This is a genomic window from Paenibacillus oryziterrae (assembly GCF_042610485.1).
GTDB lineage: Bacteria > Bacillota > Bacilli > Paenibacillales > Paenibacillaceae > Paenibacillus_AQ.
On record NZ_JBGJZO010000015.1, the window covers coordinates 14643 to 40422 of the forward strand.

Sequence of the window (25780 nt, forward strand, 5' to 3'; positions counted from 1 at the left end):
CCTAATTAGAGCGTCTCAACCAATTTCTGAATCTTAGAGTGGGAAATTAAATATATAGGACCCATTGTGTCTATTTTGCCGTCCTTTACACGCATAGCGCTCTCCTGTTCTGCTGCATAAACATCAATCTCTTCAGACAAGGGGAATAGGTAGCCTTGAACAAACGTGGCGTAGTCGCGTTTAGCATGAGATTCATAGGCAAAATGATTAATGCCAATACCATCATAAATAGTACTTGTTTCGACTTCATAGCTAGTGTTTTTCAAGCTTAACCATTTTGCAGCCATATTTATAGCACCGGCGCTGGCACCCATTATAACGGCATTGCTATTCTTAATAACATCTGATAATTCATATTCCGCCAAAAAATCGTTCTGCAAAACAGGATCTCCACCGCATAAAAAAATGACAGAAGCGTTGTGAATGAATCGCTGGGCCTCTTCCTTTTGAATTCGGTAATCAATGAAATGATATTCATCAAAAATAATGTTAGCCTCTGTTAACCATGTTGCTTCAGAAACATCATCAATGTTAATTTGCTTACCTTTATAACCAGACGGTTGAGCGCTAATCAGAACTAGTGATTTTCTATCTTTTATATCCTCATGCAACCATTGGACCAGCTTCTCTGGAAAAAAATCATTAAACCAACTGAGATAGTAGTGAGTACTCAAACTTAATTACCTCCATATGTATTATTTATTCAACCATTTCGCTTACATTCCCTAGTACACTTTCATAATGCTCAATATAATTATTCAAATGAAATTTCTTGAAATATGCCTTCATTAATTTATCAGCAATAAAAAGTGCATTATCTCTAGTATCAGCATTTCCGGTTATTAATGTGGGGTGCTCTTGATTGCGAACTTCTATTGTGATTGTTCTGAAATCTGAATCGGCAAACAGTCCACCATAAAGCTCATTGTAAGTTATCATACTCATAGGATCGACCGTTGGATCAGAAGAGTTCCTAGAAACGAATGTATTAAAATCCATATGATAAGACATAAGACCGTCACCGCTTTTATGAAGTAACATATTAAGTTCTGTTCCGTTTTGAGCATCATTTGGCGCGCCATCACCAGTAATTTCTTCAGTTCCAACATTATATTGTAGCCCTTTCAACGTGCGTTCGATTTGTTTTGAATGAGGCCGTGTGATAATCAAACTGCAGCCACCCCATATTAAAGCGATAACACAACATACAACAAGCCATTTTTTCATGACTATACCTCCGGCTAAGATGTAGATCGGAGGGATTATATCATACTTCTTTTTATAGGCAAATGATCCCGATGATGAATGTCATTGGGATTTTCTATTTCAATAATAGAAGGAAGTTAATGCCATCCAGCGAATAGGTAGGATACTGAACTGATACATGAAACGAGGACGAAGATAATATGACCATTCGACAAGCAATTACGAGTATCTTAGCAGCTGCGGTATTCTTTTCCTGTCTGTTCCCATTAAGTACTTACGCAACTTCATCAACGGCCAGCGCTTCAGCGTCTTCCTATGTTGGCAAATGGGTTGACAAAGCGCTGGTGGAGAATGAAGAAATCGACGGAGTTATTGTTATTGAGATGGATAAGAAGACAGACACTGTTAATTTGAAGTATGAGATCATAGACTGGGACGCACCAACGATTGAATCGGTAACCCCGATCGTTATTGACGGACAAAAGCCTGTGAAATTCACCTATGAATATGATGCATATAATGAGGACGGAAAGGTGTACAAGGCTCTGGGTGAAGGAACTATTCATTTCAAGAGTGGATTAATTCTACTTCAATTGGGAACACTTCCGGATTACGTCAACCCGATTTTTATGCAAAAGCGAAGTTTTATTCGTGATCCGTATGAAGGGAAGGAAAGAAAGCCGGGAGATGATCTGAAGGTTCTGTCCAAAGTCTGCGGTTGCAAGGAATCCGCTCTCGTGAAATTTGATTATCCCGTTGCAGACAATGAAGGAAGCAAGAATTGGATTTCCTATGTGAGCGTCTTTGTAAGAGGTGTTTTTATCACAGAATATAAAATAAATCTTCATACCAAAACAGCGATAAATATGAAAGATTCGTGGTCGAATGCCTACAAGTCTTACAAGGAGTTCAAAGTGTCAACAATCACGGCAACATCTACTCTGGCTAAATCGAAAGCAGCCTCCTATACGACAAACCAGTTGATCGATGGTGATACTGCTTCATGCTGGTGCGAAGGGGTTAAAGGGAACGGAGTGGGTCAGAGCTTTACCATTCAATTTGCAAAACCCGTTGAAATCACTACTCTAGATATTTTACCGGGCTATGGTAAATCCGTATCTTCTTACTTAGAGAACAACAGTGTGCGTAAAGCCAGAATTACTTTTTCCAACGGTACATCGATGATTGCCGATTTCACGAAGGATACAGAATTTAGTTTGCCGTTGCCAATAAAAGCGACCAGCCTGACGTTTCAGATATTGGAAGTTGTACCGGGCACCAAGTTTAGTGACACCTGTGTATCGGAACTGGGCATCACTTAAATATACTAAGATTTTTAAATAACTGACGAATATACCTTGCCTAATCTTCGTGTCAGGCTGTAAGCTATGATAAAAATAGACTTGGGTCTCCATTAGATCTATGTCGAGTTCCGCCATAATCCAGTATAAACTTGTGGCGGTGGCGTCTTTAAGAGCGCCGGGGTATACGAATCGTTCATTAATCCAAATAAGTGGGGGCTGAAGATGCAGAAGGCAAGAGAACGCAAACCCGATTGGTTAAAGATATCGCTGAATACCGGGGACAGCTATAAAGAGATCAATACAATGATGCGTGGACGCAAGCTTCACACCGTCTGCGAAGAGGCAAAGTGTCCCAACATCTACGAATGTTGGAGCCAGCGGACCGCGACCTTTATGATTCTGGGGAATATATGTACACGCGCCTGTCGTTTCTGCGCCGTTACCTCGGGTTTACCGACGGAACTCGATCTGGAGGAGCCACGGCATGTAGCGCAATCCGTCAAGGAGATGGGACTTAAGCACGTCGTTATCACTTCCGTTGCCCGTGACGATCTGCTCGATCACGGAGCATCGATGTTTGCCGCGACGATTACGGCGGTGAGAGAGAGTGCTCCGCTAACCAATATCGAAGTATTGATTCCGGATTTGGGAGGGGAAGCGGAGCGGCTTGCCCTTGTGCTGGCGGCGAAACCTGATGTTCTGAACCACAATCTGGAGACAGTAAGCCGCCTGTCGGACAAAGTTCGGGCGAAAGCGAAATACCAGCGATCGTTGTCCGTGCTGCGCCTGGCGAAGGAGCTGCGTCCGGAGCAGACGACGAAATCCGGCATGATGGTCGGGCTAGGCGAGACAATGGAAGAAATCATCGAAGCGATGAGGGATTTGAGAGACGCAGGCTGCGACATTCTGACGATCGGGCAATACTTGCAGCCTACCTTAAAGCACTTAGCAGTTAACCGTTATTATCATCCGTCGGAGTTCGCTGAGCTGAAGCGGGAGGGGATGGCGCTGGGTTTTGCCCATGTCGAGGCAGGTCCGCTCGTCCGCAGCTCCTATCATGCACGGGAGCAAACGGAGAGTGCGAAGGCATCTGCAGCAGGTACGGAAGCCGCTGTGCTTGAGAGCTGAGGAGAGTATTCCAGATGCAAACGGATGAAACAGAGCAAGGCCGCGAACGCGGCAGGTTATAAATCATGAGTAGAGGGCAGGGTGTGATGTCAATGTGGAGGTTTGTACACACGGGGAACCGGACGCCTGCGGAGAACATGGCGATCGACGAAGCGATGCTTACCGCGCATGAGCGGGGGCTTGTGCCGCCGACTGTGCGATTCTACGGCTGGAACCCGGCGACGTTGTCCATCGGGTGCTTCCAGCAGGCTGCTAAGGAAGTGGACTTCGATGCCCTACGCGAGCGCGGCCTCGGTTTCGTGCGGCGCTCGACTGGTGGCCGGGCGGTGCTTCATGACCAAGAGCTCACCTACAGCATCATCGTCTCGGAGAATCATCCCGGTATCCCGGCAAGCGTAGTGGAAGCATACCGCGTGCTAAGCATGGGGCTGCTGTTCGGTTTCCGTAAGCTAGGACTGGATGCACATATGTCGGGCGTGGAATCTACGGAGGCACAAACCTTGGCAGATGAGCACAATCGCAGTTCCCAGCGTGGAAGGCCGATGTCGGCAGCTTGCTTCGATGCTCCATCCAAATACGAGCTCGTCGTCGAAGGCAGGAAAATCGCGGGAAGCGCTCAGATGCGCTCCAAGGGAGTCATTCTGCAGCACGGCTCCATTCTTCTCGAACTGGATTCCGATCTGCTGTTCGACGTCTTGCACTTCACCGATCCTACGGACAAGCAGCGGATGAAAAAAATATTCGAGCGTAAAGCAGTGGATATTAATTCGTGCCTGCAACGGAAAGGGCAACCTCCAGCGACGATTCACAACTTAGAAGAAGCCTTTCACTCCGGCTTCGCCGAGAATCTGGGTACGGAGCTAATCCCAGGGACGTTGACCGAGTTCGAGATGGAGCTGGCGACTCAGCTTGCTGCCGAGAAGTATGGTGCGGACAGCTGGAATCTGAAGAAATAAAGGATAATAATTTTAAGACGTAATTTTGGGAATAACGTCAAATTATTTGAACTATATAACACCAACAGAAGCCCTCCACAGTGCATGTGGAGGCTTCTGTTGTAAGACCATTAATCGGGTGATGAAGCAACCTTTCTTAATTTACTAATTTTGCATAATCATTTGAATAAGCTTGCTGTAAGTGTCGTCGAATACGGCAATTGGTTGTCCGTCCATTTATGTCGGCTCCATCGTAAACTTCACGCCTTTTTTCAATAATCTTTTTGATAGAAATCACAGGTATTTACGAGCAGAAATAAATTTTTATTAATGAGAGGCAGCAGCATATAAGAATGAATTTCAACAGAAGCACCCCCATCGGGAGTGCTCATTCTATTAAATTCTTAAGCCTAGTATCGTGACTGCGTTTCTTTCATGTTGGAATGGTCGCTCGAGACCTTCATTGCACCCAAAAGATATTGTGTTTATTGTAAATATTGAATGGTGAAATTTTGACATTAATTTCTTTCAAAGATTTTTTGAGACGATACCATTGCCTGGATAACTCCACTTGGCATTGAAGATCGCTTCACTTTGTTCCCAATACTGACGTATAGCCTGATCTCGTTCCGGATTCGGGAAATATTCATGATAAATGGTGCTGGCTGGACAGAATAAGACGCGGAAGCCTGAATAATTAGCATTAAAGCAAAAGTCCGTTTCTTCAAAGTAATGAAAGTACTGTTCATCTAACAATCCCAGCTTATCCAGCAGATTCCTCTTTAATAGAAAACATGCTCCGTTTATTGCTAAGCATGCTCTTGTTTCCTCTAGAAGGCCAGGTTCATTGGGACACATAAAATATGGAGCGGTCCAATCCCAGTTTGTTCCCACACCCACCAGTTGGTTCTTGCTATTGATCAATTTAGGTGCTACAACGGCATTCTTTTCGTCTAACCAGAGCAGCTCATGGAGTGGAGTCAGCCATCCGTTTGTAACGAAAACGTCCGGATTCATCACAACGATCGTTTCAGAAACACCGCTCATTATCCCTCGATTGACCGCACTTGAGTACCCTCTGTTACAACCATTCTCTATTAATGCAACTTCATTGCGGCCTCTTATATACTCAAGCGTACCGTCGGTACTTCCATTGTCCACAACGATGATTTTATAAGGAACAGGCGTATATTTTTGGATGTCATCTAAACACCTCTTGATCGTAGAAACAGAATTGAAGGTGACAATAACTAAATCCGTACCCATAGACAAATCCCCCTTTGCTGAAATCGTTCCGGTGATCGTATTCTCTTCAAAATATGAAAATAAGCTCTATAACGATATGGATGAAGGACTATTTGTGTCGAAATAAACAAGCGGGATTAAAATAGGTGAATGCTGCGTTCTTTCTGGATCAGCGGGAATAGACTAAGTGCATAAGAAAAGTGGAGTGTGAGCCAAATGACTTTAACGGTTACTACACCAGTTCTAAACGAAGAAACGTTCTTACCCGGATACTTAGAAAGCTTGTCATCCTATGCAGACGAAATCATCATTGTCGACGGAGGGAGCACGGATCGTTCAGTAGAAATTATCAAATCGTATATGGGGAAATGCAATATTCGCTTATTTATTAGAAAACAGGGAACGCCATACTCCGATGACTGGAATGAGTCGGTTGTGCGAAATTTTATGGTTAACGAAGCCCGAGGGGATTGGATCGCCAATATTGATGCCGACGAAATATTCGATGACGCTATAAAGACTGTATTACCTAAGAAAATGGCGCAAACCAATGCTGACGTATTCCTGTTTCCGATGATAAATTTTTGGAAAGATCCGTGGACCGTGCGCGTTAACGCGCCAAATGATGAAAGATGGTCAAATGATATCGTACGTATGTGGAGAAATAGGAAAGGGATTCGCTACCGGGATCAAAAACATCACTGCACTCTGCATAGTGAAGCGGGTGATGTTTGGTCACTGCCGTCAGAACGAATCAATGTACCGCTTTATCATTATCATTATGCGGTTGGGAAGCGATTCAAGTTTAACGATAACCGGCGAGGAGATGTTAACTTATATAATAATTCGGGTGATCCCAATTGGTCTTATCGTCATGAAGAATACGATGTGAGAACAGTCCCTTATGAGGGCAAACATCCTGAAAGTATTAGGAAATATTTTAACATCTGATAAGGGAGAGACCGATTGGAGAGGTGGGCTGACGTGTATACAAAAGAGCAGCGCAGATTATTAAGAATGCTGAATGAAGTTATTGAGTGGGATAAGAGTAAAAAACAATCGCGTTTACAAAAGAAAAAAATGATTCAGAAGATTCATTACTGGGAGAAAACGAAGAAAAGAAAACCGATTCACCCCAAAGTACCGCCTATTAAACCGAACATAGCGTTACAAAGGAACTTACCTTTACTCGGTGAGAGTGGTATTAATAACAAATATGCAAATCAGATGTATTCTCCCAAATTGATTGAAAAGCAGATTTATGACAAACCAGTGGAAAATGTATATCCTTCACAATGGGTTGAAGAGCCGATTCACGGCAAATCATTAGAAAGCAATCATTATCCTAAATTGGTTGAAGAGTATACGGCGAAATTAAATCAGCCAGGCAGTCCTAGTATCGATTTATTCTGCTTCCCCATCATTGACTGGGATTACCGTTGGCAAAGACCGCAACAAATAAGCCGTCAATTTGCGCAGAATGGCTTCCGGGTATTTTATTTCTACATCGATAGTTTGCCAATAGAAATTCAGAATGCGACGTTTGAAGATATTCAATCACAGATCCAAATAGATGAAGTGGAGAAAAATGTATGGCGCGTGAAGCTCTGCTCATATTCTGTTTTGAATGTATACCGAAATACAATCAACCATTTATTAGACCTTCAATACTTGAAATGGTCTCTAGAGGCTCTAAAGCAAGGGTTCGGTATTACTCATACTGTGTCGATCGTCGATCTGCCGTTTTGGTCGACACTTGTATTCGAATTGAAGGATAATAAAATCATTTATGATTGCATGGATGAACACTCCGGATTCTCAAATACTTCTTCAGAGCTCTTGGCGCTCGAACCTGTTCTTATGGATAAGGCTGATGTCATAGTCACGTCCTCGAATCATCTCTATAACAAAGCTAAACAGCTTAATCCATCTGTGTATCTCGTACCCAATGCAGGAGATTTTGATCATTTTTCGGGCAGAGCAAAGAATCGTCCCGCAGATATTTCGCAGGTGAGTGGGCCTATTATCGGCTATATAGGCGCGATTGCCGATTGGTTTGACATGCAGCTGGTTTACGACCTGGCTATTGGAAATCCTCACTGGAGCTTTGTTCTAATCGGCTGTACGTATCTCAGTGATATAACGGAAATCGAGAAGCTGAATAATGTCTACTTCCTGGGAGAGAAGCCCTATTCTGAACTTCCAGGATATATCCATTCGTTCGATGTTTGTATCATCCCGTTCTTGATCAATGAACTGACAATCGCCACCAATCCTGTTAAAGTTTACGAGTATTTGGCCGCAGGCAAGCCAGTGATATCCTCAGAGCTGCCAGAACTGAGCAATATGACAGATTATGTTAAGCTTGCCAGTGGTGCCAAACAATTCGAAGCTTCGATACGAGAGGCTCTTCAAGAAAGCGACGGAACTAATTGGATAGAGAGACGTAAACATTTCGCAGCCGAGAATACGTGGAAGAAACGTTATGATTCCTTTCAAACGATTATCCAAAAAAGGCTCTATCCTAAAGTGAGCATTATCATCGTAACACATAATAACTGGGAACTGAGTCGTCGGTGTATCGATAGCGTACTCAGCAATAGCAGTTATCCGCGACTGGAAATTGTTATTGTGGACAATGCTTCAGCAGATGAAACGCCAGGGCAACTGCTAAATTACAGCCAAGCAAGAATAAAGCCCATTTTGCTTCCCGAGAACACTGGATTTGCAGAGGGGAATATCATAGGTATAACTAATGCTACAGGGGAATATATTGTTCTGCTCAACAACGATACGATTGTCCCGGAAGGCTGGCTTTCCCGATTGCTCCGTCCTTTCTTTATTGACCACAACATTGGTGCAGTTGGTCCGATGTCCAATCACGTAGGCAACGATCAAAAGCTGGACTTCTTCATTGCTGATGAAATAACTGGCCCTAATCGAATTTGGCTTGACGAGTTCTACAAACTATATGACCAAAGAATACGTTATACGGAATTGCTGGGTTTTTTCTGTGTAGCCTTTAAAAAAGAAGTCGTCGCTCATATTGGTCATCTAGACAAAAATTACGGGTATGGCATGTTTGAGGATGACGATTATTGTTTGCGTATGATTGAAGCGGGCTATCGTCTGGCAGTTGCTGAAGATGCTTTTGTCTATCACCAGGGAAGTTCGGTCTTTAAACAATGGAGTGAAGAGAAATATAAAAGCTTATTTCAAAAGAATAAAGCTTATTTCGAATCAAAATGGAAAAGAAAGTGGAAACAGCCAAATTTGCCTTTGTCACTGTTTATAAACGTATATGACAGCATTAAAATAGCCGAAATAGTGGCCACTAATGGTAAACACGCCATACTGATTTGTTGTCCCAAAGAATGGACTGATTTAAAAGAGGAATGGCACCAAAAGCTTCTGGCCACTTGCAACAATGACCAGCTGGTGGTAATCGCCATTGTGTCAACTTACCTATCCGAACCGGTACATGGCTTACGTAAGCTCGGACCGAATCTTTATCTGACCAATAACGAGCAGTTTATTCAGCATACGAAATTCGACCAAGTATATTCCTTTACGGGAGGTGAGGGTAGTGGTGAACCAGGCGGATTATTTACGAGCGGCCAGTACCAAGGAGTACACGGATATATTTGACCTGGAACGACCTCTTGTTACGGTTTGTATACCGACATTCAATCGAGCCGATTTCTTGCTGACTCGCAGCCTGAAATCGGCTGTTCTGCAAACCTACACGAATCTGGAGATCCTGGTTATCGGAGATGCCTGCACAGATCATACAGAGGAAGTTGTACGCGGCTTTAATGATCCAAGAATTAAGTTTGTGAATTTATCCAGCAGGGGTCAATATCCAGATGAACCTGTTCAACGTTGGCTCGTCGCGGGGAGCATTCCAACCAATCAAGCACTGGAAAAAGCCTCCGGCCATTTTATTACTCACCTGGATGACGACGATGAATATACTGCAGATCGTATTGAGAAATTGGTTGAGTACGCTAAGCTTACACGGGCAGACTTGATCTATCATCCCTTTTACTTCGCATATCTTCCCGGGCACTGGGCCGTGAATGATGCTGAACCGCTCATGTGTGCAAAAGTGACGACCTCTTCCATGTTTTATCATCATTGGTTGAAATGTGTGCCGTGGGATCCACAGTCCTATTTACTAAACGAGCCAGGTGATTGGAATAAAGTTCGGCGTATGCTCGAACTCGGGATAAAGACAGTAAGATATCCGGATCCTCTTACTTTCAAGTATTAAGGGATGTGTTTTGTGATGAAGGAGATTCCGTTTTTGCGTCCTCTTGTCGTACCCATGGAGTCGTATCAAAGTTATTTGGCGGAAATTGATGCATCTAGAATATATAGCAATAATGGCCCCCTGAACAGGAGGTTTGAAGAGCGAATTCTACAGGAATATTTCGGTAATGAAGGAGCTGTTGCTACTGTCAATAATGCGACAACTGGCTTAATTTTATCGATAGCTCAATTGAAACGCCCCGGAAAATACGCGCTCATGCCCAGCTTCACCTTTGCTGCTACCCCGTTAAGCGCAGTATGGTGCGGACTGGAGCCATATTTTATTGATATCAAGCCGACGGATTGGTGCATGGATGAAGAGCTGCTCGAGGAGGCTTTGCAGACACTAGGGGATGACGTTGCCGTTGTTGTGCCATACGCAACGTTCGGCACCGAACTAAATCTTGCCTATTATGAATCATTGATTCGCCGGAACATTCCCGTTATCGTCGATGCGGCTTCAAGCTTCGGGTCAATCAAGGAGAAGCATCACCTCCAGGGGTTTGGCGGAGCAGTCGTTTATAGTTTTCATGCCACTAAATCGTTCGGAATCGGAGAAGGGGGGCTCGTATATAGCGGTGCCGCAAATTTGATCCGAAATTTGCGGCAGTCCTCCAACTTTGGCTTTAACGAGGAGCGGGAATCCATGCAATTGGGGTTGAACGGGAAAATGTCTGAATATTCAGCGGCTATAGGACTGGCAACACTGGACGTATTTCATGAGAAAATCGCAAATCGCGAGCGAATAGGGAATTGGTACATGAAGGCATTAGGCAAGCATAAACTACCGGAGTCGGGATGGAGGGTTCAAGCGACGGCAGGTACGGTTAATTATCAATTTTTTCCGATATTGTGTCCCCAAAGTCAAAAAACCGAGCATTATATAAATAAATTGCTAACTTCAGGCATTCAAGCGAGAACTTATTTTTCACCGCCATGCCATAGACAAAAAATGTTTCAGCATTACCCCGCCACCCGGCTTACTGTTACTGAGGACATCAGCCAACGTATCCTGAGCCTGCCTGTTTGGGAGGATATTAAGCATCATCAAATTCAGCGGATTGTAAAGTGTTTGGCAAATGAATAATAAGAAGTTGGTCATTTGGGGATGCGGGGGAATGGGGCGCGAGGTTCTAGCTTTATGCGAGGTACTGGGGCGAGAAGTTGCAGGATTTCTTGATGAACGACCGGAGGTAAGAGGAACTGTTATTGACGGTGTTCCTATTCTTGGAGATATCACAGAGCTTTACAAGTGGAAAGGCAGTGTGGAGATCATATGCGCCGGGGTCGGAGATCCTGTGATTAAGAAGAAATTTGTTCAAAAAACGCAGAAACATGGATTTTGTCTGTCCGGGGCACTTGTTCATCCTTCCGTCTACCTGCCGCGAAGCACCCGTCTGGGTGTGGGTTGTATTTTGTGTGCAGGGACGATAGTTAGCATTAACGTATCTGTCGGTAATTTCGTGATTGTAAATACGAGCGTTACCTTGGCTCATGATGTCTCAATTTTCGATTATGCCACTATTTCCCCGGGCGTAAACATAAGCGGCAATGTTACGGTAGAAGAAGGAGTCTTTATCGGCACAGGCTCAGCTATCCGTGAAAAAGTAACGATTGGTGCGTGGTCTATGATCGGCGGAGGTTCTTTTGTGAAAGAGCATGTTCCGTCAAATGTCCTGTATGCCGGCGTTCCAGCTATATTAAAAAAGGGACTTTCTCATCAGCCATGAATGGGCTGACTGGAAAGTCCCTGCTTTTTGTAACAGGATCATGCAGGTACAATATTGAATCTACTTCAGCTTTCGAACAAGACGAAGGCTATTATAGTCGCATAAATAAGCATAGTTTTGTTGTGCGCATAGTTCATCAACCGCTTTAGTAACGCCTGGCAATTCTGCCCATTCATATCCGGGGGAGTTTTTGTAGGAATAATCGTGAAAGGCAATAATCCCACCGTGTACAACCCTTGAAGCATAGTGAATAATATCGTGTACAACCCCTTCATAGCTGTGATCTCCATCTATAAAGAGCGCGGAGATTGATGGGGGGCAATCGTCATAAGCGGATTGACTGGGCTTTTTTATGGCAGTTACGAAGGACTCAACATCAGCTTTTATTAAATTTATCCTAAAATCCTCTTCATAATTAGCCGGCAGTGCTGGATGAGTGAAAGGATCGATGGTATAAACTAAGCGTTTTTTGCTAGTGAGATATTGGCTCCCAAGAGCCAGAGCAACGGTGCTTTTACCCTTGAAGGAGCCGATTTCTACAATATCCCCGGGAAGATGATTGACAAGTAAGGGCAAATGAAGAAGAGCAAGCATCTCCAGTTCCATCAAAAATCCTTCTGTGCCGCGAACCTGCTCAAGCATTGCCGCTATATTAACTTCATTATTAGTATACATTCATGTATCGTGCTCCTTTACTGGTATATCTCCATGATCAGAAATTAAGCCCATATTCATCCAGATGTCTCTTGAGAAGAGATAAATCAATACCCCTGCTGAACGATGAATCGGATAAACTGAGCTTGCATCTATCGTGGTAATAAGCTGCGAATTTCTCACGCATTTCCTCTTGATATTCTTGAATAAAACGGACACGATTCTCTTCAAATCCGGATAGATCCGCAACTCCGCAGTCATGAAGCGCCCAAGGAGTATCTTGAAAAGCGACCCCTATCTCGTAACCGGCTCTGCTGAACTCCATACACTGGGAAATATCGTAATAGTGCCACCCTGGGAACAAATCCTCGCGCCATAGAATGTCTGCTTGAGTAATCATTAGCAACCCGTCCACAGCTGTAACTCTTTGGCAGGCATTTCCGGGTTCGCAATTGTTAAAAGCCAGAAGCTCCATAGTACCCGAATGGCTCCCGAATACTTGACCATAGTTATCAGCAGATTCCCACCACATTCCACTGGATGGCAGATAGCGAGATCCAATCACCCCGAATAACCCTAATTTTGCATTCTGTTGAAAAATATTCAACACATCCACAATAAAATTCGGATTTAGAATATAAACATCCTGATGAAGGTACACCTTGTACTTTGCGTTAGTTTTACTCAAGGCTTCATTGTATCCTGAAGCCATGCTTTTGGCGTTCGCAATGGTCAATACCTCAACATTGATGCCTTCAGGGATAAAAAGAGCTGAAAGATACTTCATCGATTCCTTCAGTAAGTGGAACTGATTAACACAATAGATGAAACAGATTTTATCAGAGTCCATAAGAAGCTCATTCACCTCTACTTGAGACATTTTCTTATTGCTTGCTCTCGTACACCTCATAAGAACAATAATTATCATGGACAAACAATTGATGAAGATTCATCTGTGATTTCCATTGCTGGTAAGGATGATTGCTGTCGGCATAGACATCCCATGTTAAATGAACAGCATTGCTGATCTTGGTTTTACCCCACCGTTTACCAAGGATCCTGTAACAAAATTCATGCATCATAACATCCAGGATTGTATAATTCATTTGTTTGCTATAGATCAGGTAAAGCATAAAGTCCTCTGACCGTATTAAGGTTAGGTGAGCGCCTGTTAGGGTTTCGATGTAATCTTCAAACACAGTTATATCATTCGGGATCCACGTGTTAGCTTCAGGATAATTATTTAGTGGAAGGTTATCGGTGCATAAACTTACCCCGCAGGCAAATAGCTCCGGATGGGAATCCATGATATGGATTTGCTCGGATAAAAAATCGGCGTTATTTACAATTAAATCCCCATCGGTTATCATCACATATTTGCTGTCGGAGAGGTTAACCAGCCCAAGATCGAAGGTCATCCGTAACGCATTCATTGTAATATTCTCATTAAATAGGACGTATCGGGAAATCTTCCTCTCCTCAACAAGTTTTAACAGATAGGGTTTGATAGTGGAATCAGTGTGAATACTCTTGTTCTCAACGACCGTGAAATCTAGCCTGTCTGAGTATTGCTGCAGAAAATCCATGGTTTTGGCAATAATATCGGCATTATAAAAGACTAATACTACACACGGAATTTTAGGACTCAATTTGTCCACCTCACTTTGCTCTTGATGCGTACTATTCTTGATAAACTATAATATTCCGGTTTACGCTGATGGAGAGGGCAGTTAAGCAAATCTAGTTCATCTTTGGACCGCTAATGAAATATCTATATTGGCATGCAATCTCTGTTCTCAAGGGCCGATGAATGTCCCATTTCCGTCTGATTTGAAATCGATTAGAATAGTACCTATAACCTTCCGGATGGAGGAATAGAGATGGGGCTTTTTACGAAGATAGAATTTACTGATAAGCAGGGCAGAAATATCACGATCCGGGCAGCTACTGGAGAAGACGCAGATCAGGTTCTGGCTTATAACACCAGTATTATAAAGAATGAGCCATATTTGCTCACCACTGCGGAAGAATTCAACCTAACGGCCGAGGATGAGCGTTCCTGGATTGAGAAGGTACAGCGGGAGCCGGATAATCTGGTCCTGATAGCCGAACATCAGGGAGAAGTGGTTGGTTTTCTGGATTTGCAGTGCGGGCACAGACGGCGGATTGCTCATACGGGTACGATATCGATTAGTATTGGAAGGGAATACCGGGGGAGCGGAGCGGCCAAGGTACTGCTGCTGGAGCTGATTCGTTGGGCTAAGGCGAACCGCCGGATTGAGAAAATTATTCTCTATGTGTTCTCTTCCAATGAGCCGGCTATCGGGTTATACCGTAGCGTGGGGTTTGTACAAGAGAGCCTGCAGCAGAAGCAGATTAAACTTGAGAACGGGGAATATCTTGATCTCATCGGAATGGGATTGTTCTTGAAACCGGAGGAGGAAAAAAACAATGATTAATATCAAATTGCCGAAAGAAGAGAAGGCGGAGCTGGTACGCAGCATTCAGGCCTACTTCGAGGAAGAGCGTTCAGAGACACTGGGGGATCTAGGAGCAGAGCAACTGCTGGATTTCATGCTGGGTGAAATTGGACCGTATGTCTACAATAAAGCGGTATCGGATGCCAGAACCCTGGTCGGACAAAAAATGCTCCAGATCGAAGACGAAATGTATGCACTTGAGCAGCCAATGCAGCGCCGCACAAGATAATTAGCGTAATGAACAGCGTTGCAGAATAAGGGGCAATCTCCAAAGTAGATCATTCTACCAAGGAGACTGCCCCTTTTCTTATTAACAGAGCCTTTATATTTAGTTAAGCGAAAGGAGTGGAGGCCAGTTGAATGCATTGGGTAGGGCAGCTTTCAATGGCTTCCTCCAAATCCTCCAGGAAGTCAACCGCGATATCAATAATTCCCCTGTTGCCGTCACCCGCATAGATAACCTCTGCAATACCGTCGTCATCCAGGTCGAAAATGTCGGGAGCTGCAGAATTGCAGGCACCACAGGCAATACAGGACTCTTTGTCTACAATGGCATATTTACTCATCGTTCGTCTCTCCTTTTTAGTGGCAAGCTGACTACATACTAAATGAATATTCCATCACAACCTATTTTAATCCTCAAAATTCTATAGTCATCTGTTTGACCGCGTGAATACGGCCCTCAATCCAGGACAGGCGGTTCACAATCTGCTCATGTTGTTCATGACCGTGGTCGTGATTATGCGTCTTGTCTTCAGCTTGTGTATGTTCAGAGAATATTCTCATAATATTTCCCCCCTGGGGGGATGCTGTAAATAGATAGGTGGAATAAAATGGGTTTTACAAATAACCTGCCATCTGCACCTAAGAGGTACTGATAACAGGTTATATTAAAGGAATCCAATCAGTTATCCAATCTGAATTCGGGATGAAGTGTGGGCAATGGTGCCATGGTTGATGAAGATTATACGGACATCAGTATATTAAAGAAGCAGCCAAAGAGCAGGAGTTGCGGGTGGCTCCCAGCCTTGCAATGAAGTATGGGCTTGGCGGCAGGAGTAAGATTTTCCGTTATAAGTCACGATATCTCCCACCTTATAAGCTTTACCCGCCACCCAGGCAGAGGATCCCGGTGTTGCTGTTGGAGTAGCTGTTGGTGTTGGAGTCGGTGTAACCGTTGCTGTTGGAGTCGGTGTAGGTGTTGGTGTCGCTGTCGGTGTCACAGTGGGAGTAGGTGTTGCTGTTGCAGATGGCGTCGGCGTAGGTGACACGACTGGACCTCCGAGGTCGGCGTTTAGTTTGTTCTGCAGTGTCCGGTTGCGGTCGCCACTCGTCTCCCAGAACATAGCGCCGGCAAGGCCTTTGCTTTTGATATAACTGGTCTTGTAACCAAAGGATTCGACATCGTCATAGCTGATATAGGTTTGGTTGGAAGGATTGTAGAGATAAGGGACCTTGGAGACATTGTTCCAGTACCGGGTATAGCCGTTTTTGTTGATATAATTGGCTTCCAGATCGTAGAAATCATAGCTTCCTCGTTCCCAGGTTCCCGTAGAGGATATACCCGTGGATACTTTATACTGACCATTGCCGGTACTTGGTGCGCCACCCCAGCCGCGGCCGTAGAAAGGCATGCCTAGCACCAGCTTGCTAGCTGGAACGCCAGCTTGCAGATAACTGGTTACTGCTTTGTCTATATTGTAGTTAGCCGGTTCGGTCAACCCGGAATTCGCAGCTGCAGGATCATAATAGAGCGGAGCATTATGCCCGGTCGTGGTGTTCCAGCTTCCATTGAAGTCGTAAGTCATAATGTTAATCCAGTCGACTACGGAGGCGATTCCGGACAGGTTATTATTCTGGACATAGGCAGGACCTGCGCCGGATGCGATGGTCAGTAGATACGTCTTGCCGTCTGCGGCACCTGCTGCGTTCAGTTTTTCACGGATTTTTTGCAGGAGCAGCACGTAATTCTGTTTATCTTCCGGACGATAGCTATTGCCTGCCAGGCCGCCGCTCACCGGATATTCCCAGTCGAGATCAACACCGTCCATCTTGTATTTGCGGATGAAATCGACTGCGGAATTGGCGAACACCTCACGAGTCGCAGACGTTGCAGCCACATCTGAGAACCGGTTGGACCATGTCCATCCGCCGACGGAGATTACTGTCTTGAGATTCGGATTCCGTTCTTTCAGCTTCCACAGCTGTTTCAGATTTCCTTTGATGGGATCATCCCATTTGTCGTCCCCGAAGCTCTTACCTGCGTCGATCCAGGGATCACCAAGCACGATCGTTCCGTTCGGAACATTGATCGTCTGTCCTAGCTCATTCTGGCAGGTCCAGGTCACCGGATTGGGTCCGGTCGGATCGGGATTGCCGTGGATGCCGTTCCAACAAATATCTGCGAACGCATAGTTGATCACATTCATTTTGGTAGGATCGATATCAGAGACGTTAAAAGCTCTTCCATACGCAGCCCATGAGGCATAATAACCGACCAGCTTATAATTCGTTGCCGCATTTGCCGGTTTGACATTAGAACCTAAAGCTGAGATAAGAGTAAGAACCAGTGCCACGACCATTCCGATGGAGAAATTCCTGCGAAATTTGCTCTTCATAACAAACATTCCATTTGGCCTCCTTCGTTCATTCCTGGTTTGAAAACGTTTCAAGCTGGAAACAGGGAGAAGACAACATTGCAAACGGAGATTTAACGACAGCAGCTACCTGCACTCTCCTCATGTGTTTATATCTCGTAATCTAGTCATTTGAAATTCTTACGCCTAAACAGCGCTAACAAATTTCCAGACAGGACAAGAGATAAATCGACAGAGAAGCGATTTGGTTATTTCTATTTTCAGTCAATTTACCATTTTTAGCTAGGGAGAAAATTCCAGAATTTAGGGATAAAATCTTCAACATTCAGTGCTGGAAGCTCGGGTCATTAAGTGTGGTTCGTACTAAGAAACAGCGGTATATCAATGAAAAAGAGATCCGAAGTCCTCGTAACCTTACATGGAAAGTTATGGAAAATTTTTGAAAAATGATTCAAATGTCCTTGGTAAGAAGCAGGACTTGTGGCGGGAATGTAGCTGAAGAACGAGGGGGATTTTGTCTTAAATACACTGCATCGTCATCCATAAATAACATATAAATCCATTTGATATATTTGAGATGTGACGTGATTCTAACTGAGCTTTAAGGAATAGAACAGTATCATTGTCCGGTTTTCCGCAAAATTCATACGAGTTTCATAAATGCATTGAAAAAATCATGAAAACTCTGTTAGTCTGATAGAGTTCAAGGTTTTATATAGAATAGTGTACAAGCGATGAAGGGACTTCGAGGCGAATGAAATTTTCACGGATCATCGTTCAGGTGGGGTTGCTCTACCTGTTTTATTTAGCTGGAGACTATGTTCAAAAGTGGACGCATCTCCCGATACCCGGAAGTATAGTGGGACTGCTGCTGCTGTTTATTCTCTTGTTGTGCAAGGTTGTACCCGTTAGCTGGATTGAGCAGGGGGCTACCGCAGTGCTGGGATACCTGCCATTATTCTTTATTCCGGCTACGGCCGGAATTGTTGACCACTTGTCCCTTTTCAGCGGAAAAGGGTTGCTGCTGATTGTTATCCTGATCCTAAGCACAATACTCACCATGGGAGTTTCGGCACAGGTTAGCCAGTGGCTGGCGGGGCTGGGAAAGAGAAAATCCACTGCCGAAGCTGATCTTAATGGATTGCAGGGGATAAGCATTGTGCGTGAGAAGGGGGAAGAATGTTGACCTTCTTAACTGCTATAGGAATTATACTGATCACTATTGCAATTTATTTGGTAATGTCCAAGATCTATCGGAGATTTCGTCTGCCCGTTCTTATTCCTGCACTCACTGCGACCTTTACAGTAGTGGTGCTACTGCTAGCATTCCATATTTCGTATGATACTTATATGATTGGCGGAGCGTGGATCAACCGGATGCTGGGGCCGGCAGTTGTATCCTTGGCTTATCCTCTATACAGACAGCGTCATGTACTTAGCAGAAATCTACCGGCTGTGCTTGGAGGAACAATCGCCGGACTGCTGGTCGGAATGTTCAGCGGAATCCTTCTATCCATGCTTGCCGGTTTTCCGGATGATGTGATACTATCCATCCTTCCTAAATCCATCACCACGCCAGTTGCGATCCAAATCTCGGCAAGTCTTGGCGGCAAGTCCGCATTGACCTCGGTATTTGTTATGATTGCCGGATTCACAGGCGCTATCGCCGGACCGCTTGTCCTAAAGCTGGTTCGGGTGAAAGATGCTTCGGGTATCGGAATCGGCTTCGGAACAGCCTCACATGCACTAGGTACAGCAAAAGCCCTGGAATACGGCGAGGAAGCCGTTTCAATGAGCTCCGTTGCCATGACCGTATGCGCAATTGCCGGTTCAGTCGTCGCACCGCTGGTGGTGTGGTTGCTGTTTTAGTTATTAGGAAGTAGTGGATGAGTTAAAGGCGGTACAAGTTTTAGAGAGTATATTCCTTGAAGCTAGCAGGCTTCAAAGAAATATATGTAAAAAGGGTAATCCATCAGCCATGGCTGATTCGGATTACCCTTTCCTTTTATCTCCCCAAAACAAGTAAGTGTTTTGGTGGAGATACACGCTAGGCCAGCGGAAGTAACGCAGGGGAATTTTGGAACTGTAGGAGCTTTAGCGTCCGCCCGAAAGCTTTCCCTAGGAAAGCTAGCATCGAAAGCATATGCTGTGTTCAGATTTCAACCGCGAAGAGCGGTTAAATCAAGAAATCTGAACACAACAGCGGCCGAAAGTCCAAACATTCACCGTAGTTCCTTCCGCCCAGCCTAGCACAAGCTCAATCAAATCCTTACTTAAACACCAGCGTCTGAATTGCATGCCCCACAATCGAAGTCTCTGCCAATTGCCCGCGGCAGCGAAGCGTGAACGGAAGTTCATTGTCTGTACGGTTCATGACGACAACGGCAATCGTACCGTCTGTGTTCTTGAATGCAGTAGTTTCCAGCTTGTCGGTATACTTGGAGCTGCCGATGCGCTTTGCACCTGGACGGATGTACTTGCTGAAATGCCCGATGTAGTAGAAGGAGCTTTCAAAAGTGATCTCGTCAGTTTGGGTGTCGCCGATAATTGGCGCATCGCAGTAGTTGCCAACGTGGTTAGGTCCGCCTTGCTCATCCAGCACGATGTTCCAGTCTGTCCAGGTGGACATCCAGTTATTCAAATTGCCCATGATATCATGCCCATAACGTTCACCGGTGTTCCAGGAACCAAGGTGGACGCCGCCTTCTTGACAGCCTTCGCTGAAGAACAGCTTCTTGTCAGGGAATCGGTCATGCACAGCAGATAAAGCTTCGAAATGATCGCCGGAATACCAGTGGAAGCAAATTCCATCAATGTATTTGGAAGCAACCGCATCTTCGAAGGCAACCTTCGCACGGTCATATACGCGTTCTTTGTTGTGATCCCAGATGAACACTTGAATATGGGACAATCCGGCTTTCTCCAAGGCAGGGCCCAGATAATCACGGACGAAATCCTTTTCTTCTTCAGCAGTGTATACACAGGAATCCCAAATTTGTACGGCTTTAGCTTCGTTCTGTACGCTTACACCCCAGACGTTGACACCTTCAGCGATGTAGGCCTGAATGTATTTCACGAAGATATTAGCCCAAGCTTCTCTGTATTCCGGTTTCAGGCTGCCGCCTTTGTTCATCTCTCCGTTGGTCTTCATGAAAGCCGGCGGGCTCCAAGGTGAAGAGAACAGACGGAAATCGGAACCTACCGCATCTGCTGCACGCTTGATCAGCGGCAGAATGGTTTCATGATCGCGGGAGATATTGAAGGTGTTCAGCTCAGCGTCTCCTTCTTCCACATAAGCATAGTTGCCTAGCGAGAAGTCACAGCTTTGAATGTGCGAGCGGCACAGCGTATATCCGATACCATTCTCCGGGTGGAAATAAGCATCAATAATTTCCTGCTGTTTGGCAGGGCTAAGTTTAGCAATAGTAACGGCAGAAGCTTCGGTAAGCGCACCGCCAAAGCCTTCAATTTCCTGATACTCCAGGTCTTCGAAAATATTAATCAGTTCGTTTTCCTTTTCATTTACATCTGGTACGAACGTTAGAGATTGCTTTTCAGATAACCGGTCTCCGGTTTCTTTGGCTGTCTGAATTACGCGAACGATGTCTTTACTCATATGATTTAATAACCTCCTACACATATTTTACATACTCATTATAGAAGGAATACGATATCCTTTTAAAGAAACAATATGGCTAAGAACCTCAACAATCTGGTCATCGAACGAAAAAAGAGAGAGGTGCATTTATTGGAATCCAGCAGTGTACATATTCATCTCAGTGCTTTCTCACGGCATCCACAGCCATTTCGGGCGTTATACCGTGAGGGGCTTGACACCTATATCATCCGGCTTCAGGCGGAAGGGGAATGCGAGGCGCTCATCCAAGGTGAAATGGTTAGCATCGTCCCCGGTGATCTCCTGCTGTTCAGGCCGGGAGATGTCTACGATCTGAGAATCGGAGAGAAAGAGAGTCCGCTTGGTATCAGCGCAGATTACTATGTAATGTGTACAGGGGAATGGGTGGATAGCTGGTGGGAGAAACGGAGCAGACCAACCAAGGTCCGGATTGTGGATGACGGCAAACTGCGGAGTGTGTGGCAGCAGCTTATTCTGGAGACTAGAAGGCTCGATGGCGGCAGCCCGGAAATTCTTGAGGCATTGTTCAGGGCATTATGTCTGCTGCTCGACCGGGCGATCGAAGAAGCACCGGCTACATCATCCGCTTCCCGGTTGCTTGCACTCAAAATGAAAAGTTATGTTGAGGAGCATTCCACCTCTGCCTTCCGTCTGGAGGATGTCGCTGGCCATGCCGGCATCAGCGTAACCAGAGCCGTACACCTGTTCAAAGCTCAATTCGGGTATTCTATTATGCAGTATGCGGGTCAAATCCGTCTGGCATTAGCCTTACAGCTCATGGATAATTCCAACTACACACTGGAGAGGATTGCCGAGGAAACGGGCTTTGGAAGTTATACTTATTTTCACCGGGTATTCCGTGAGCGATACGGTGTGGCGCCAGGGGCCTATCGTAACAGGGAATAAGCTGAGACTTCCAATTAATCACATCTATGCCTCACTCACATCAAATACATGCCGTTTCATCCGAAACGGCATGTATTTGTGCATTACAGCACCTCAGGATCAGACTCTAAGCTTTCAGGTACCGGTATATCGCTTCTTCCCAGTGGTCGACACTATTCTGCCATGACTAGCCCTTCAATCAGCCGAAGTCAGCTCCTGCTGCCAGCGCGATAATCCAATTAAATCCCTGGTGATGCGGTAGGAATGAAAGGAGATTTCATTGTTAAGTAAAACTGGTGGCTCATAGCACAGGGATACACGGATACGAATTCTTTTTCCCTTGCTGACCACTCCTTTTCGATAAAAGCTGCACTAGCAATCATGAGCTATTCTTATCGAAATGTACCGGCTGTCCGTGAAGGGAAATGACCATCAGGTTGTATGATATAATGGGGTAACTTTGTTTTGGGTTTTTGAAAAGGGCTTTGAAAGGGAGAATACTATGGAAAAATTGAAGCAAACCATTAAACAGGAAGTTTTGTCCGCTTTCCGGTTCAGACACGCCACTAAAGAGTTCGACAGCAGTAGAAAGATCAGCGACTCCGACTTTGAATTTATTCTGGAGACAGGGCGGTTGTCACCCAGCTCTTTTGGCTTTGAACCTTGGCAGTTTGTCGTCGTTCAGAACAAGGAGCTGCGTCAAAAGCTGATTCCATACGCCTCTGGTGCCCAAAGACAACTTCCGGGGGCAAGCCATTTTATGCTTCTGTTAACCCGGTTGCCTATAGATATGGTTGCAGATTCCGAATATATCAGACATATGATGGAGGATGTTCAGCAGCTGCCTGCAGAAGTTGTAGAGGGGAAAGGCAAAGTCTACGATACTTTTCTGAAGGAAAAGTTTAGGCTGCAGGAGAATGAACGGGCAATGTTCGAGTGGGCCTGTCGCCAGACTTATCTTGCCCTGGGCAATATGATGACTTCTGCCGCACTGATCGGAATCGATTCCTGCCCGATTGAAGGTTTTGACAAAGTTAAGATCGAAGAAATTTTAGCTAGCGAAGGTCTTCTGGATCCAGAGCATTTCGGAATTGCCTGTATGGCCGCTTTCGGATACCGTTTGGAAGAGCCCCGCGGGAAAACCCGGCAACTGATGGGTGATGTGGTGAAATGGGTATAATATGTTTGCTAAACAACTTATCTGGTAACTATAACTAGGTAACACAATACGCAGACTGTGCAGAGGAGGACTTCTCATGTCAGACAAAGCCCAAGATGAAGCGGAGATCCGCAACAAAGAGAATAAAGACGGTGACTCTTTGATGGAAATCAAGAAGATGGAGAACGGTGTGGATATTGAACCGGAAGCTGATGACTGGGTTTCTAAACCGGCGGAATCGGCGCATCCCGATCCGCTTCCCGGCAAGAAATAGATGATCCGTAAGAACAGGCTGTCCAAACAGGGCAGCCTCGTTTTTTTGTTTAGGTGATATTAGTGTAGCTGGGCGTACAAGTCTTGAGAACCTCACTCTAGATACATTATAATGAAGTTATGTACAACCTCATCACCCTTTAATTCTCGAAGATCGTCGCAGTCTCAGGCAATCCATATTGCGGGGAGGAATTGATATGCGCAGTCGAAATGAGAACGGCCGGTATCGGCAGAAACGCGGTGATGCCATTGCAGTACATCTTGAGAAGAAGTACGGATCGGACTTTGGTGTGCGTAGTGACTTGAAGCTGGAGACGTTAAGAAAGCAAGATGTTGATCAGCCGTTGTTAGCTCATCCTAAAGAATTGCATAAATCCTAAAGGTTTGGAGTTTCCGCGCGATATTATTGAAGACATGACCTATCGGGTCATGTCTTTTTCTGTTCCGGGTCTGACCTTTTGCATAGTTCACATTTTAAGCAGACATACTATATCCCGGGTACGTGCCTACAAGATTAATGGCATACGGGAGGCGAAAGCAGAACATGATTTCACCAATTGTTTCTCTGGAAGGGTACACACCTGTCGCAGTGGCAGGAAGATACTTTTTCTTTTTTCTGAGTTATTCTTTTCTGGGCTGGGTTCTGGAAGGCAGCTACAATAAGTACAGCAATGGGAACTTTCGTAAGGAAGGGTTCCTCAAAGGGCCTTTTAAACCTATGTATGGATTTGCACCTTTACTGCTGTTGATTGGTATGGAGATCGGATTACCGGTACTCCTGCTGCTTCTCCTGGCGCTGATTGTGCCTTCAGGGGTTGAGTATGCGAGTGGCTGGCTGCTGAAGAGTCTATTTCATAAACAGTGGTGGGACTATTCCTCCATGCCTTATCAGTTGCACGGACATATTTGTCTGCGGTTCTCAGTGTACTGGTGGGGACTTGCATCAGCATGCCTGTTCGGACTCCATCCGCTGATGGAACTTCTGTACCGGATTAGTGAGTCTTTGTGGGAGCTGTTGTTTCCGGTAGCTCTGCTTTATTTTATAGCAGATGTGGTTTGGACCTGTTGGACCCGGCGCTTGGGAGATAAGAGAGTGGGGCTAGGTGAGGGGCAAATTTAAGGCATACTTCTGTAGGTGAGCAGATTTGGCTGGTTGCCAAACGCAGTAGGATCTTCTAATGTAATGATATGGAAAATACACCCCATATCAAAGGAGTGCTGCATCTTGCCGATATCTGATTATTACCGCGGATTAAGAGAGAAACTGGGGACAGAATTGCTTATGGTTCCATCTGTAGCGGCGGTCATACGGAATGAGGAGAGAGAAATCTTATTCTTGCGTAAAGGCGGGGAGACTCTTTGGGCCCTGCCGGCTGGAGCGATTGAACCGGGGGAGACACCGCCTCGCACATTGCGGCGTGAGGTGTTCGAAGAGACGGGACTTATGGTTAACCCCGTCAGAATCCTTGGGGTATTCGGTGGCGAGAAATTCAGGTACATATATCAAAGCCGCGATCACGTCGAATATGTGTTCACCGTTTATGAATGCTCGATTGTCAAAGGCAACTTGAGATCAGAGGATGGAGAGGCAGAAGAACTTCGGTTTTTCCGGGATCAAGAATTGCCGGAGTTCACCATTCCCTATCCACTTGAAATATTCCGGCAATTCGATGACACACTAAACCCAGTCATTTATGAATAATTACAATCACACAAACGTGGTTAAAAGATATTACGATAAAAGCATTCGAATCCTCAGACTAAGTTATATTGGTGCAATGCTACTTGTTATTCTACTTGGACTTGGCTCGAGAATTTATGGACAGCATCTGCCGCTCTTCCTAGTGGAACATGCTGGTAATGCCCTCTGGGCATGCATGATCTATTTCTCATTTCGGGTGTGGCTGACCAAGCCAGTTGTATCAGGTGGAATGGATCAACAGTATCCGAGCTACGTTCCCAGGAGGCCTGATTCTCGGTCATGGGTTCCTATGGAGTGATCTGCTCAGGTATGCTGTCGGCATCATTTGCTCGGCAGCAGTTGATCTAGTCTGTTCGAGGAGTTCCCCTAGGGTATAAAGCCGCAGCTTTTCAGGACATTGAAAGAGAAGCAGACGGACAGCCTCTATCTTTTGAACCATTAAGCCTAGATTCGCGTGACTTTCACCTTATTGTATCGATACCGGGATTTGGTTATGATCATATCAACTAGGGTAATAGTATTTGAGAGGATCTT

The 25780-nt window shown here is 45.1% G+C and carries 29 protein-coding genes; 19 read left to right on the forward strand and 10 right to left on the reverse strand.

Going from position 1 to position 25780, the window contains the following annotated elements:
• Positions 1–5: 5 nt before the first annotated feature.
• A complete protein-coding gene (locus ACAN55_RS15855; protein ID WP_379134681.1) occupies positions 6–674 on the reverse strand; it encodes a Type 1 glutamine amidotransferase-like domain-containing protein in 669 nt (222 codons plus the stop codon).
• A gap of 25 nt (positions 675–699) precedes the next feature.
• Positions 700–1227, reverse strand: a complete 528-nt coding sequence (locus tag ACAN55_RS15860) for a hypothetical protein (protein WP_379134684.1) — start codon at positions 1225–1227, stop codon at positions 700–702.
• Between the two features lie 179 nt (positions 1228–1406).
• Here ACAN55_RS15860 and ACAN55_RS15865 point away from each other — a divergent pair, with 179 nt between their 5' ends.
• The 3 genes from ACAN55_RS15865 (at position 1407) to ACAN55_RS15875 (ending at position 4594) form a co-directional block, all read left to right on the forward strand.
• Complete coding sequence (locus ACAN55_RS15865; RefSeq protein WP_379134687.1) at positions 1407–2528, forward strand: discoidin domain-containing protein; 1122 nt, start codon at positions 1407–1409, stop codon at positions 2526–2528.
• 204 nt (positions 2529–2732) lie between these two features.
• Positions 2733–3638 carry a lipoyl synthase gene (gene lipA / locus ACAN55_RS15870; protein WP_379134690.1) on the forward strand — a complete coding sequence of 302 codons (906 nt, stop codon included), beginning with the start codon at positions 2733–2735 and terminating at the stop codon, positions 3636–3638.
• An 86-nt stretch (positions 3639–3724) separates the two neighbouring features.
• Positions 3725–4594, forward strand: coding sequence for a lipoate--protein ligase family protein (locus ACAN55_RS15875; RefSeq protein ID WP_379134921.1), 870 nt, complete (start codon positions 3725–3727; stop codon positions 4592–4594).
• A 507-nt stretch (positions 4595–5101) separates the two neighbouring features.
• Here the strand turns inward: ACAN55_RS15875 and ACAN55_RS15880 are convergent.
• Positions 5102–5839 carry a glycosyltransferase family 2 protein gene (locus ACAN55_RS15880; RefSeq protein ID WP_379134693.1) on the reverse strand — a complete coding sequence of 246 codons (738 nt, stop codon included), beginning with the start codon at positions 5837–5839 and terminating at the stop codon, positions 5102–5104.
• Positions 5840–6034: 195 nt separating this feature from the next.
• On the opposite strand from ACAN55_RS15880, the gene ACAN55_RS15885 reads away from it, so the two are divergent.
• The 5 genes from ACAN55_RS15885 to ACAN55_RS15905 are packed head-to-tail and all read left to right on the forward strand — an operon-like array spanning position 6035 to position 11859.
• On the forward strand, positions 6035–6769 hold the full coding sequence (locus ACAN55_RS15885) for a glycosyltransferase (protein WP_379134696.1): 735 nt from the start codon (positions 6035–6037) through the stop codon (positions 6767–6769).
• Between the two features lie 33 nt (positions 6770–6802).
• Positions 6803–9466, forward strand: coding sequence for a glycosyltransferase (locus tag ACAN55_RS15890; RefSeq protein WP_379134699.1), 2664 nt, complete (start codon positions 6803–6805; stop codon positions 9464–9466).
• Positions 9405–10091: a glycosyltransferase family 2 protein gene (locus tag ACAN55_RS15895; protein WP_379134702.1), complete on the forward strand. Its 687-nt coding sequence runs from the start codon at positions 9405–9407 to the stop codon at positions 10089–10091. Before ACAN55_RS15890 ends, ACAN55_RS15895 begins: the two co-directional genes overlap by 62 nt.
• A 15-nt stretch (positions 10092–10106) precedes the next feature.
• Positions 10107–11216, forward strand: coding sequence for a DegT/DnrJ/EryC1/StrS family aminotransferase (locus ACAN55_RS15900; protein WP_379134704.1), 1110 nt, complete (start codon positions 10107–10109; stop codon positions 11214–11216).
• Entirely contained in the window at positions 11209–11859 is a 651-nt protein-coding gene (locus ACAN55_RS15905; RefSeq protein ID WP_379134708.1) for an acetyltransferase, read from the forward strand. Before ACAN55_RS15900 ends, ACAN55_RS15905 begins: the two co-directional genes overlap by 8 nt.
• A gap of 60 nt (positions 11860–11919) precedes the next feature.
• Here the strand turns inward: ACAN55_RS15905 and ACAN55_RS15910 are convergent, their stop codons facing one another.
• Genes ACAN55_RS15910 through ACAN55_RS15920 form a run of 3 tightly spaced genes read right to left on the reverse strand, consistent with a single transcriptional unit; the run spans position 11920 to position 14162 of the window.
• Entirely contained in the window at positions 11920–12534 is a 615-nt protein-coding gene (locus ACAN55_RS15910; RefSeq protein ID WP_379134710.1) for a class I SAM-dependent methyltransferase, read from the reverse strand.
• A gap of 37 nt (positions 12535–12571) precedes the next feature.
• On the reverse strand, positions 12572–13393 hold the full coding sequence (locus ACAN55_RS15915) for a glycosyltransferase family protein (protein WP_379134712.1): 822 nt from the start codon (positions 13391–13393) through the stop codon (positions 12572–12574).
• A 4-nt stretch (positions 13394–13397) separates the two neighbouring features.
• Positions 13398–14162, reverse strand: a complete 765-nt coding sequence (locus tag ACAN55_RS15920) for a glycosyltransferase family A protein (RefSeq protein WP_379134714.1) — start codon at positions 14160–14162, stop codon at positions 13398–13400.
• 231 nt (positions 14163–14393) lie between these two features.
• Between ACAN55_RS15920 and ACAN55_RS15925 the strand changes: the two genes are divergently transcribed.
• Positions 14394–14972, forward strand: a complete 579-nt coding sequence (locus ACAN55_RS15925) for a GNAT family N-acetyltransferase (protein ID WP_379134717.1) — start codon at positions 14394–14396, stop codon at positions 14970–14972.
• Positions 14965–15222: a DUF2164 domain-containing protein gene (locus tag ACAN55_RS15930; RefSeq protein ID WP_379134719.1), complete on the forward strand. Its 258-nt coding sequence runs from the start codon at positions 14965–14967 to the stop codon at positions 15220–15222. Before ACAN55_RS15925 ends, ACAN55_RS15930 begins: the two co-directional genes overlap by 8 nt.
• A 103-nt stretch (positions 15223–15325) precedes the next feature.
• On the opposite strand, the gene ACAN55_RS15935 is transcribed toward ACAN55_RS15930, so the two are convergent.
• The 3 genes from ACAN55_RS15935 to ACAN55_RS15945 all read right to left on the reverse strand — a co-directional run bounded on the left by ACAN55_RS15935 (position 15326) and on the right by ACAN55_RS15945 (position 17620).
• Positions 15326–15559: a ferredoxin gene (locus ACAN55_RS15935; RefSeq protein WP_379134721.1), complete on the reverse strand. Its 234-nt coding sequence runs from the start codon at positions 15557–15559 to the stop codon at positions 15326–15328.
• A gap of 73 nt (positions 15560–15632) precedes the next feature.
• Positions 15633–15779 (reverse strand): hypothetical protein, encoded by a 147-nt coding sequence (locus tag ACAN55_RS15940; protein ID WP_379134724.1) that lies wholly within the window; start codon positions 15777–15779, stop codon positions 15633–15635.
• A 197-nt stretch (positions 15780–15976) separates the two neighbouring features.
• Positions 15977–17620 (reverse strand): glycosyl hydrolase family 18 protein, encoded by a 1644-nt coding sequence (locus tag ACAN55_RS15945; RefSeq protein WP_379134727.1) that lies wholly within the window; start codon positions 17618–17620, stop codon positions 15977–15979.
• Between the two features lie 724 nt (positions 17621–18344).
• Here ACAN55_RS15945 and ACAN55_RS15950 point away from each other — a divergent pair.
• Both ACAN55_RS15950 and ACAN55_RS15955 read left to right on the forward strand, forming a co-directional pair.
• Positions 18345–18776 carry a CidA/LrgA family holin-like protein gene (locus ACAN55_RS15950; RefSeq protein WP_379134730.1) on the forward strand — a complete coding sequence of 144 codons (432 nt, stop codon included), beginning with the start codon at positions 18345–18347 and terminating at the stop codon, positions 18774–18776.
• Positions 18770–19459 (forward strand): LrgB family protein, encoded by a 690-nt coding sequence (locus ACAN55_RS15955; protein WP_379134732.1) that lies wholly within the window; start codon positions 18770–18772, stop codon positions 19457–19459. The genes ACAN55_RS15950 and ACAN55_RS15955 overlap by 7 nt, the downstream gene beginning before the upstream one ends.
• Positions 19460–19859: 400 nt before the next feature.
• Here the strand turns inward: ACAN55_RS15955 and ACAN55_RS15960 are convergent, their stop codons facing one another.
• The gene (locus tag ACAN55_RS15960; RefSeq protein WP_379134735.1) at positions 19860–21206 is read right to left on the reverse strand and encodes a glycoside hydrolase family 30 protein; all 1347 of its coding nucleotides are present in this window, start codon (positions 21204–21206) and stop codon (positions 19860–19862) included.
• Between the two features lie 75 nt (positions 21207–21281).
• Here ACAN55_RS15960 and ACAN55_RS15965 point away from each other — a divergent pair, with 75 nt between their 5' ends.
• The 7 genes from ACAN55_RS15965 to ACAN55_RS15995 all read left to right on the forward strand — a co-directional run bounded on the left by ACAN55_RS15965 (position 21282) and on the right by ACAN55_RS15995 (position 25623).
• A complete protein-coding gene (locus tag ACAN55_RS15965) occupies positions 21282–22133 on the forward strand; it encodes an AraC family transcriptional regulator (RefSeq protein ID WP_379134737.1) in 852 nt (283 codons plus the stop codon).
• A 481-nt stretch (positions 22134–22614) separates the two neighbouring features.
• Positions 22615–23292, forward strand: a complete 678-nt coding sequence (locus ACAN55_RS15970; RefSeq protein WP_379134739.1) for an NAD(P)H-dependent oxidoreductase — start codon at positions 22615–22617, stop codon at positions 23290–23292.
• A gap of 76 nt (positions 23293–23368) precedes the next feature.
• A complete protein-coding gene (locus ACAN55_RS15975; RefSeq protein ID WP_379134741.1) occupies positions 23369–23545 on the forward strand; it encodes a hypothetical protein in 177 nt (58 codons plus the stop codon).
• A gap of 196 nt (positions 23546–23741) precedes the next feature.
• Positions 23742–23924, forward strand: coding sequence for a hypothetical protein (locus ACAN55_RS15980; protein WP_379134744.1), 183 nt, complete (start codon positions 23742–23744; stop codon positions 23922–23924).
• A 164-nt stretch (positions 23925–24088) separates the two neighbouring features.
• Positions 24089–24664: a putative ABC transporter permease gene (locus tag ACAN55_RS15985; RefSeq protein WP_379134747.1), complete on the forward strand. Its 576-nt coding sequence runs from the start codon at positions 24089–24091 to the stop codon at positions 24662–24664.
• A gap of 105 nt (positions 24665–24769) precedes the next feature.
• A complete protein-coding gene (locus tag ACAN55_RS15990) occupies positions 24770–25246 on the forward strand; it encodes an NUDIX domain-containing protein (RefSeq protein WP_379134749.1) in 477 nt (158 codons plus the stop codon).
• Positions 25247–25470: 224 nt separating this feature from the next.
• Positions 25471–25623, forward strand: coding sequence for a DUF2809 domain-containing protein (locus ACAN55_RS15995; RefSeq protein ID WP_379134752.1), 153 nt, complete (start codon positions 25471–25473; stop codon positions 25621–25623).
• Positions 25624–25780: the final 157 nt, after the last annotated feature.

Coding starts and splice junctions, on each gene's coding strand:
- ACAN55_RS15865 (WP_379134687.1), top strand. CDS start 1,407: ATGACCATTCGACAAGCAATTACGAGTATCTTAGCAGCTGCGGTATTC.
- ACAN55_RS15900 (WP_379134704.1), top strand. CDS start 10,107: ATGAAGGAGATTCCGTTTTTGCGTCCTCTTGTCGTACCCATGGAGTCG.
- lipA (WP_379134690.1), top strand. CDS start 2,733: ATGCAGAAGGCAAGAGAACGCAAACCCGATTGGTTAAAGATATCGCTG.
- ACAN55_RS15915 (WP_379134712.1), bottom strand. CDS start 13,393: ATGTCTCAAGTAGAGGTGAATGAGCTTCTTATGGACTCTGATAAAATC.
- ACAN55_RS15885 (WP_379134696.1), top strand. CDS start 6,035: ATGACTTTAACGGTTACTACACCAGTTCTAAACGAAGAAACGTTCTTA.
- ACAN55_RS15950 (WP_379134730.1), top strand. CDS start 18,345: ATGAAATTTTCACGGATCATCGTTCAGGTGGGGTTGCTCTACCTGTTT.
- ACAN55_RS15905 (WP_379134708.1), top strand. CDS start 11,209: ATGAATAATAAGAAGTTGGTCATTTGGGGATGCGGGGGAATGGGGCGC.
- ACAN55_RS15945 (WP_379134727.1), bottom strand. CDS start 17,620: ATGTTTGTTATGAAGAGCAAATTTCGCAGGAATTTCTCCATCGGAATG.
- ACAN55_RS15940 (WP_379134724.1), bottom strand. CDS start 15,779: ATGAGAATATTCTCTGAACATACACAAGCTGAAGACAAGACGCATAAT.
- ACAN55_RS15935 (WP_379134721.1), bottom strand. CDS start 15,559: ATGAGTAAATATGCCATTGTAGACAAAGAGTCCTGTATTGCCTGTGGT.
- ACAN55_RS15965 (WP_379134737.1), top strand. CDS start 21,282: ATGGCTAAGAACCTCAACAATCTGGTCATCGAACGAAAAAAGAGAGAG.
- ACAN55_RS15910 (WP_379134710.1), bottom strand. CDS start 12,534: ATGTATACTAATAATGAAGTTAATATAGCGGCAATGCTTGAGCAGGTT.
- ACAN55_RS15960 (WP_379134735.1), bottom strand. CDS start 21,206: ATGAGTAAAGACATCGTTCGCGTAATTCAGACAGCCAAAGAAACCGGA.
- ACAN55_RS15875 (WP_379134921.1), top strand. CDS start 3,725: ATGTCAATGTGGAGGTTTGTACACACGGGGAACCGGACGCCTGCGGAG.
- ACAN55_RS15975 (WP_379134741.1), top strand. CDS start 23,369: ATGTCAGACAAAGCCCAAGATGAAGCGGAGATCCGCAACAAAGAGAAT.
- ACAN55_RS15860 (WP_379134684.1), bottom strand. CDS start 1,227: ATGAAAAAATGGCTTGTTGTATGTTGTGTTATCGCTTTAATATGGGGT.
- ACAN55_RS15955 (WP_379134732.1), top strand. CDS start 18,770: ATGTTGACCTTCTTAACTGCTATAGGAATTATACTGATCACTATTGCA.
- ACAN55_RS15930 (WP_379134719.1), top strand. CDS start 14,965: ATGATTAATATCAAATTGCCGAAAGAAGAGAAGGCGGAGCTGGTACGC.
- ACAN55_RS15880 (WP_379134693.1), bottom strand. CDS start 5,839: ATGGGTACGGATTTAGTTATTGTCACCTTCAATTCTGTTTCTACGATC.
- ACAN55_RS15925 (WP_379134717.1), top strand. CDS start 14,394: ATGGGGCTTTTTACGAAGATAGAATTTACTGATAAGCAGGGCAGAAAT.
- ACAN55_RS15985 (WP_379134747.1), top strand. CDS start 24,089: ATGATTTCACCAATTGTTTCTCTGGAAGGGTACACACCTGTCGCAGTG.
- ACAN55_RS15980 (WP_379134744.1), top strand. CDS start 23,742: ATGCGCAGTCGAAATGAGAACGGCCGGTATCGGCAGAAACGCGGTGAT.
- ACAN55_RS15970 (WP_379134739.1), top strand. CDS start 22,615: ATGGAAAAATTGAAGCAAACCATTAAACAGGAAGTTTTGTCCGCTTTC.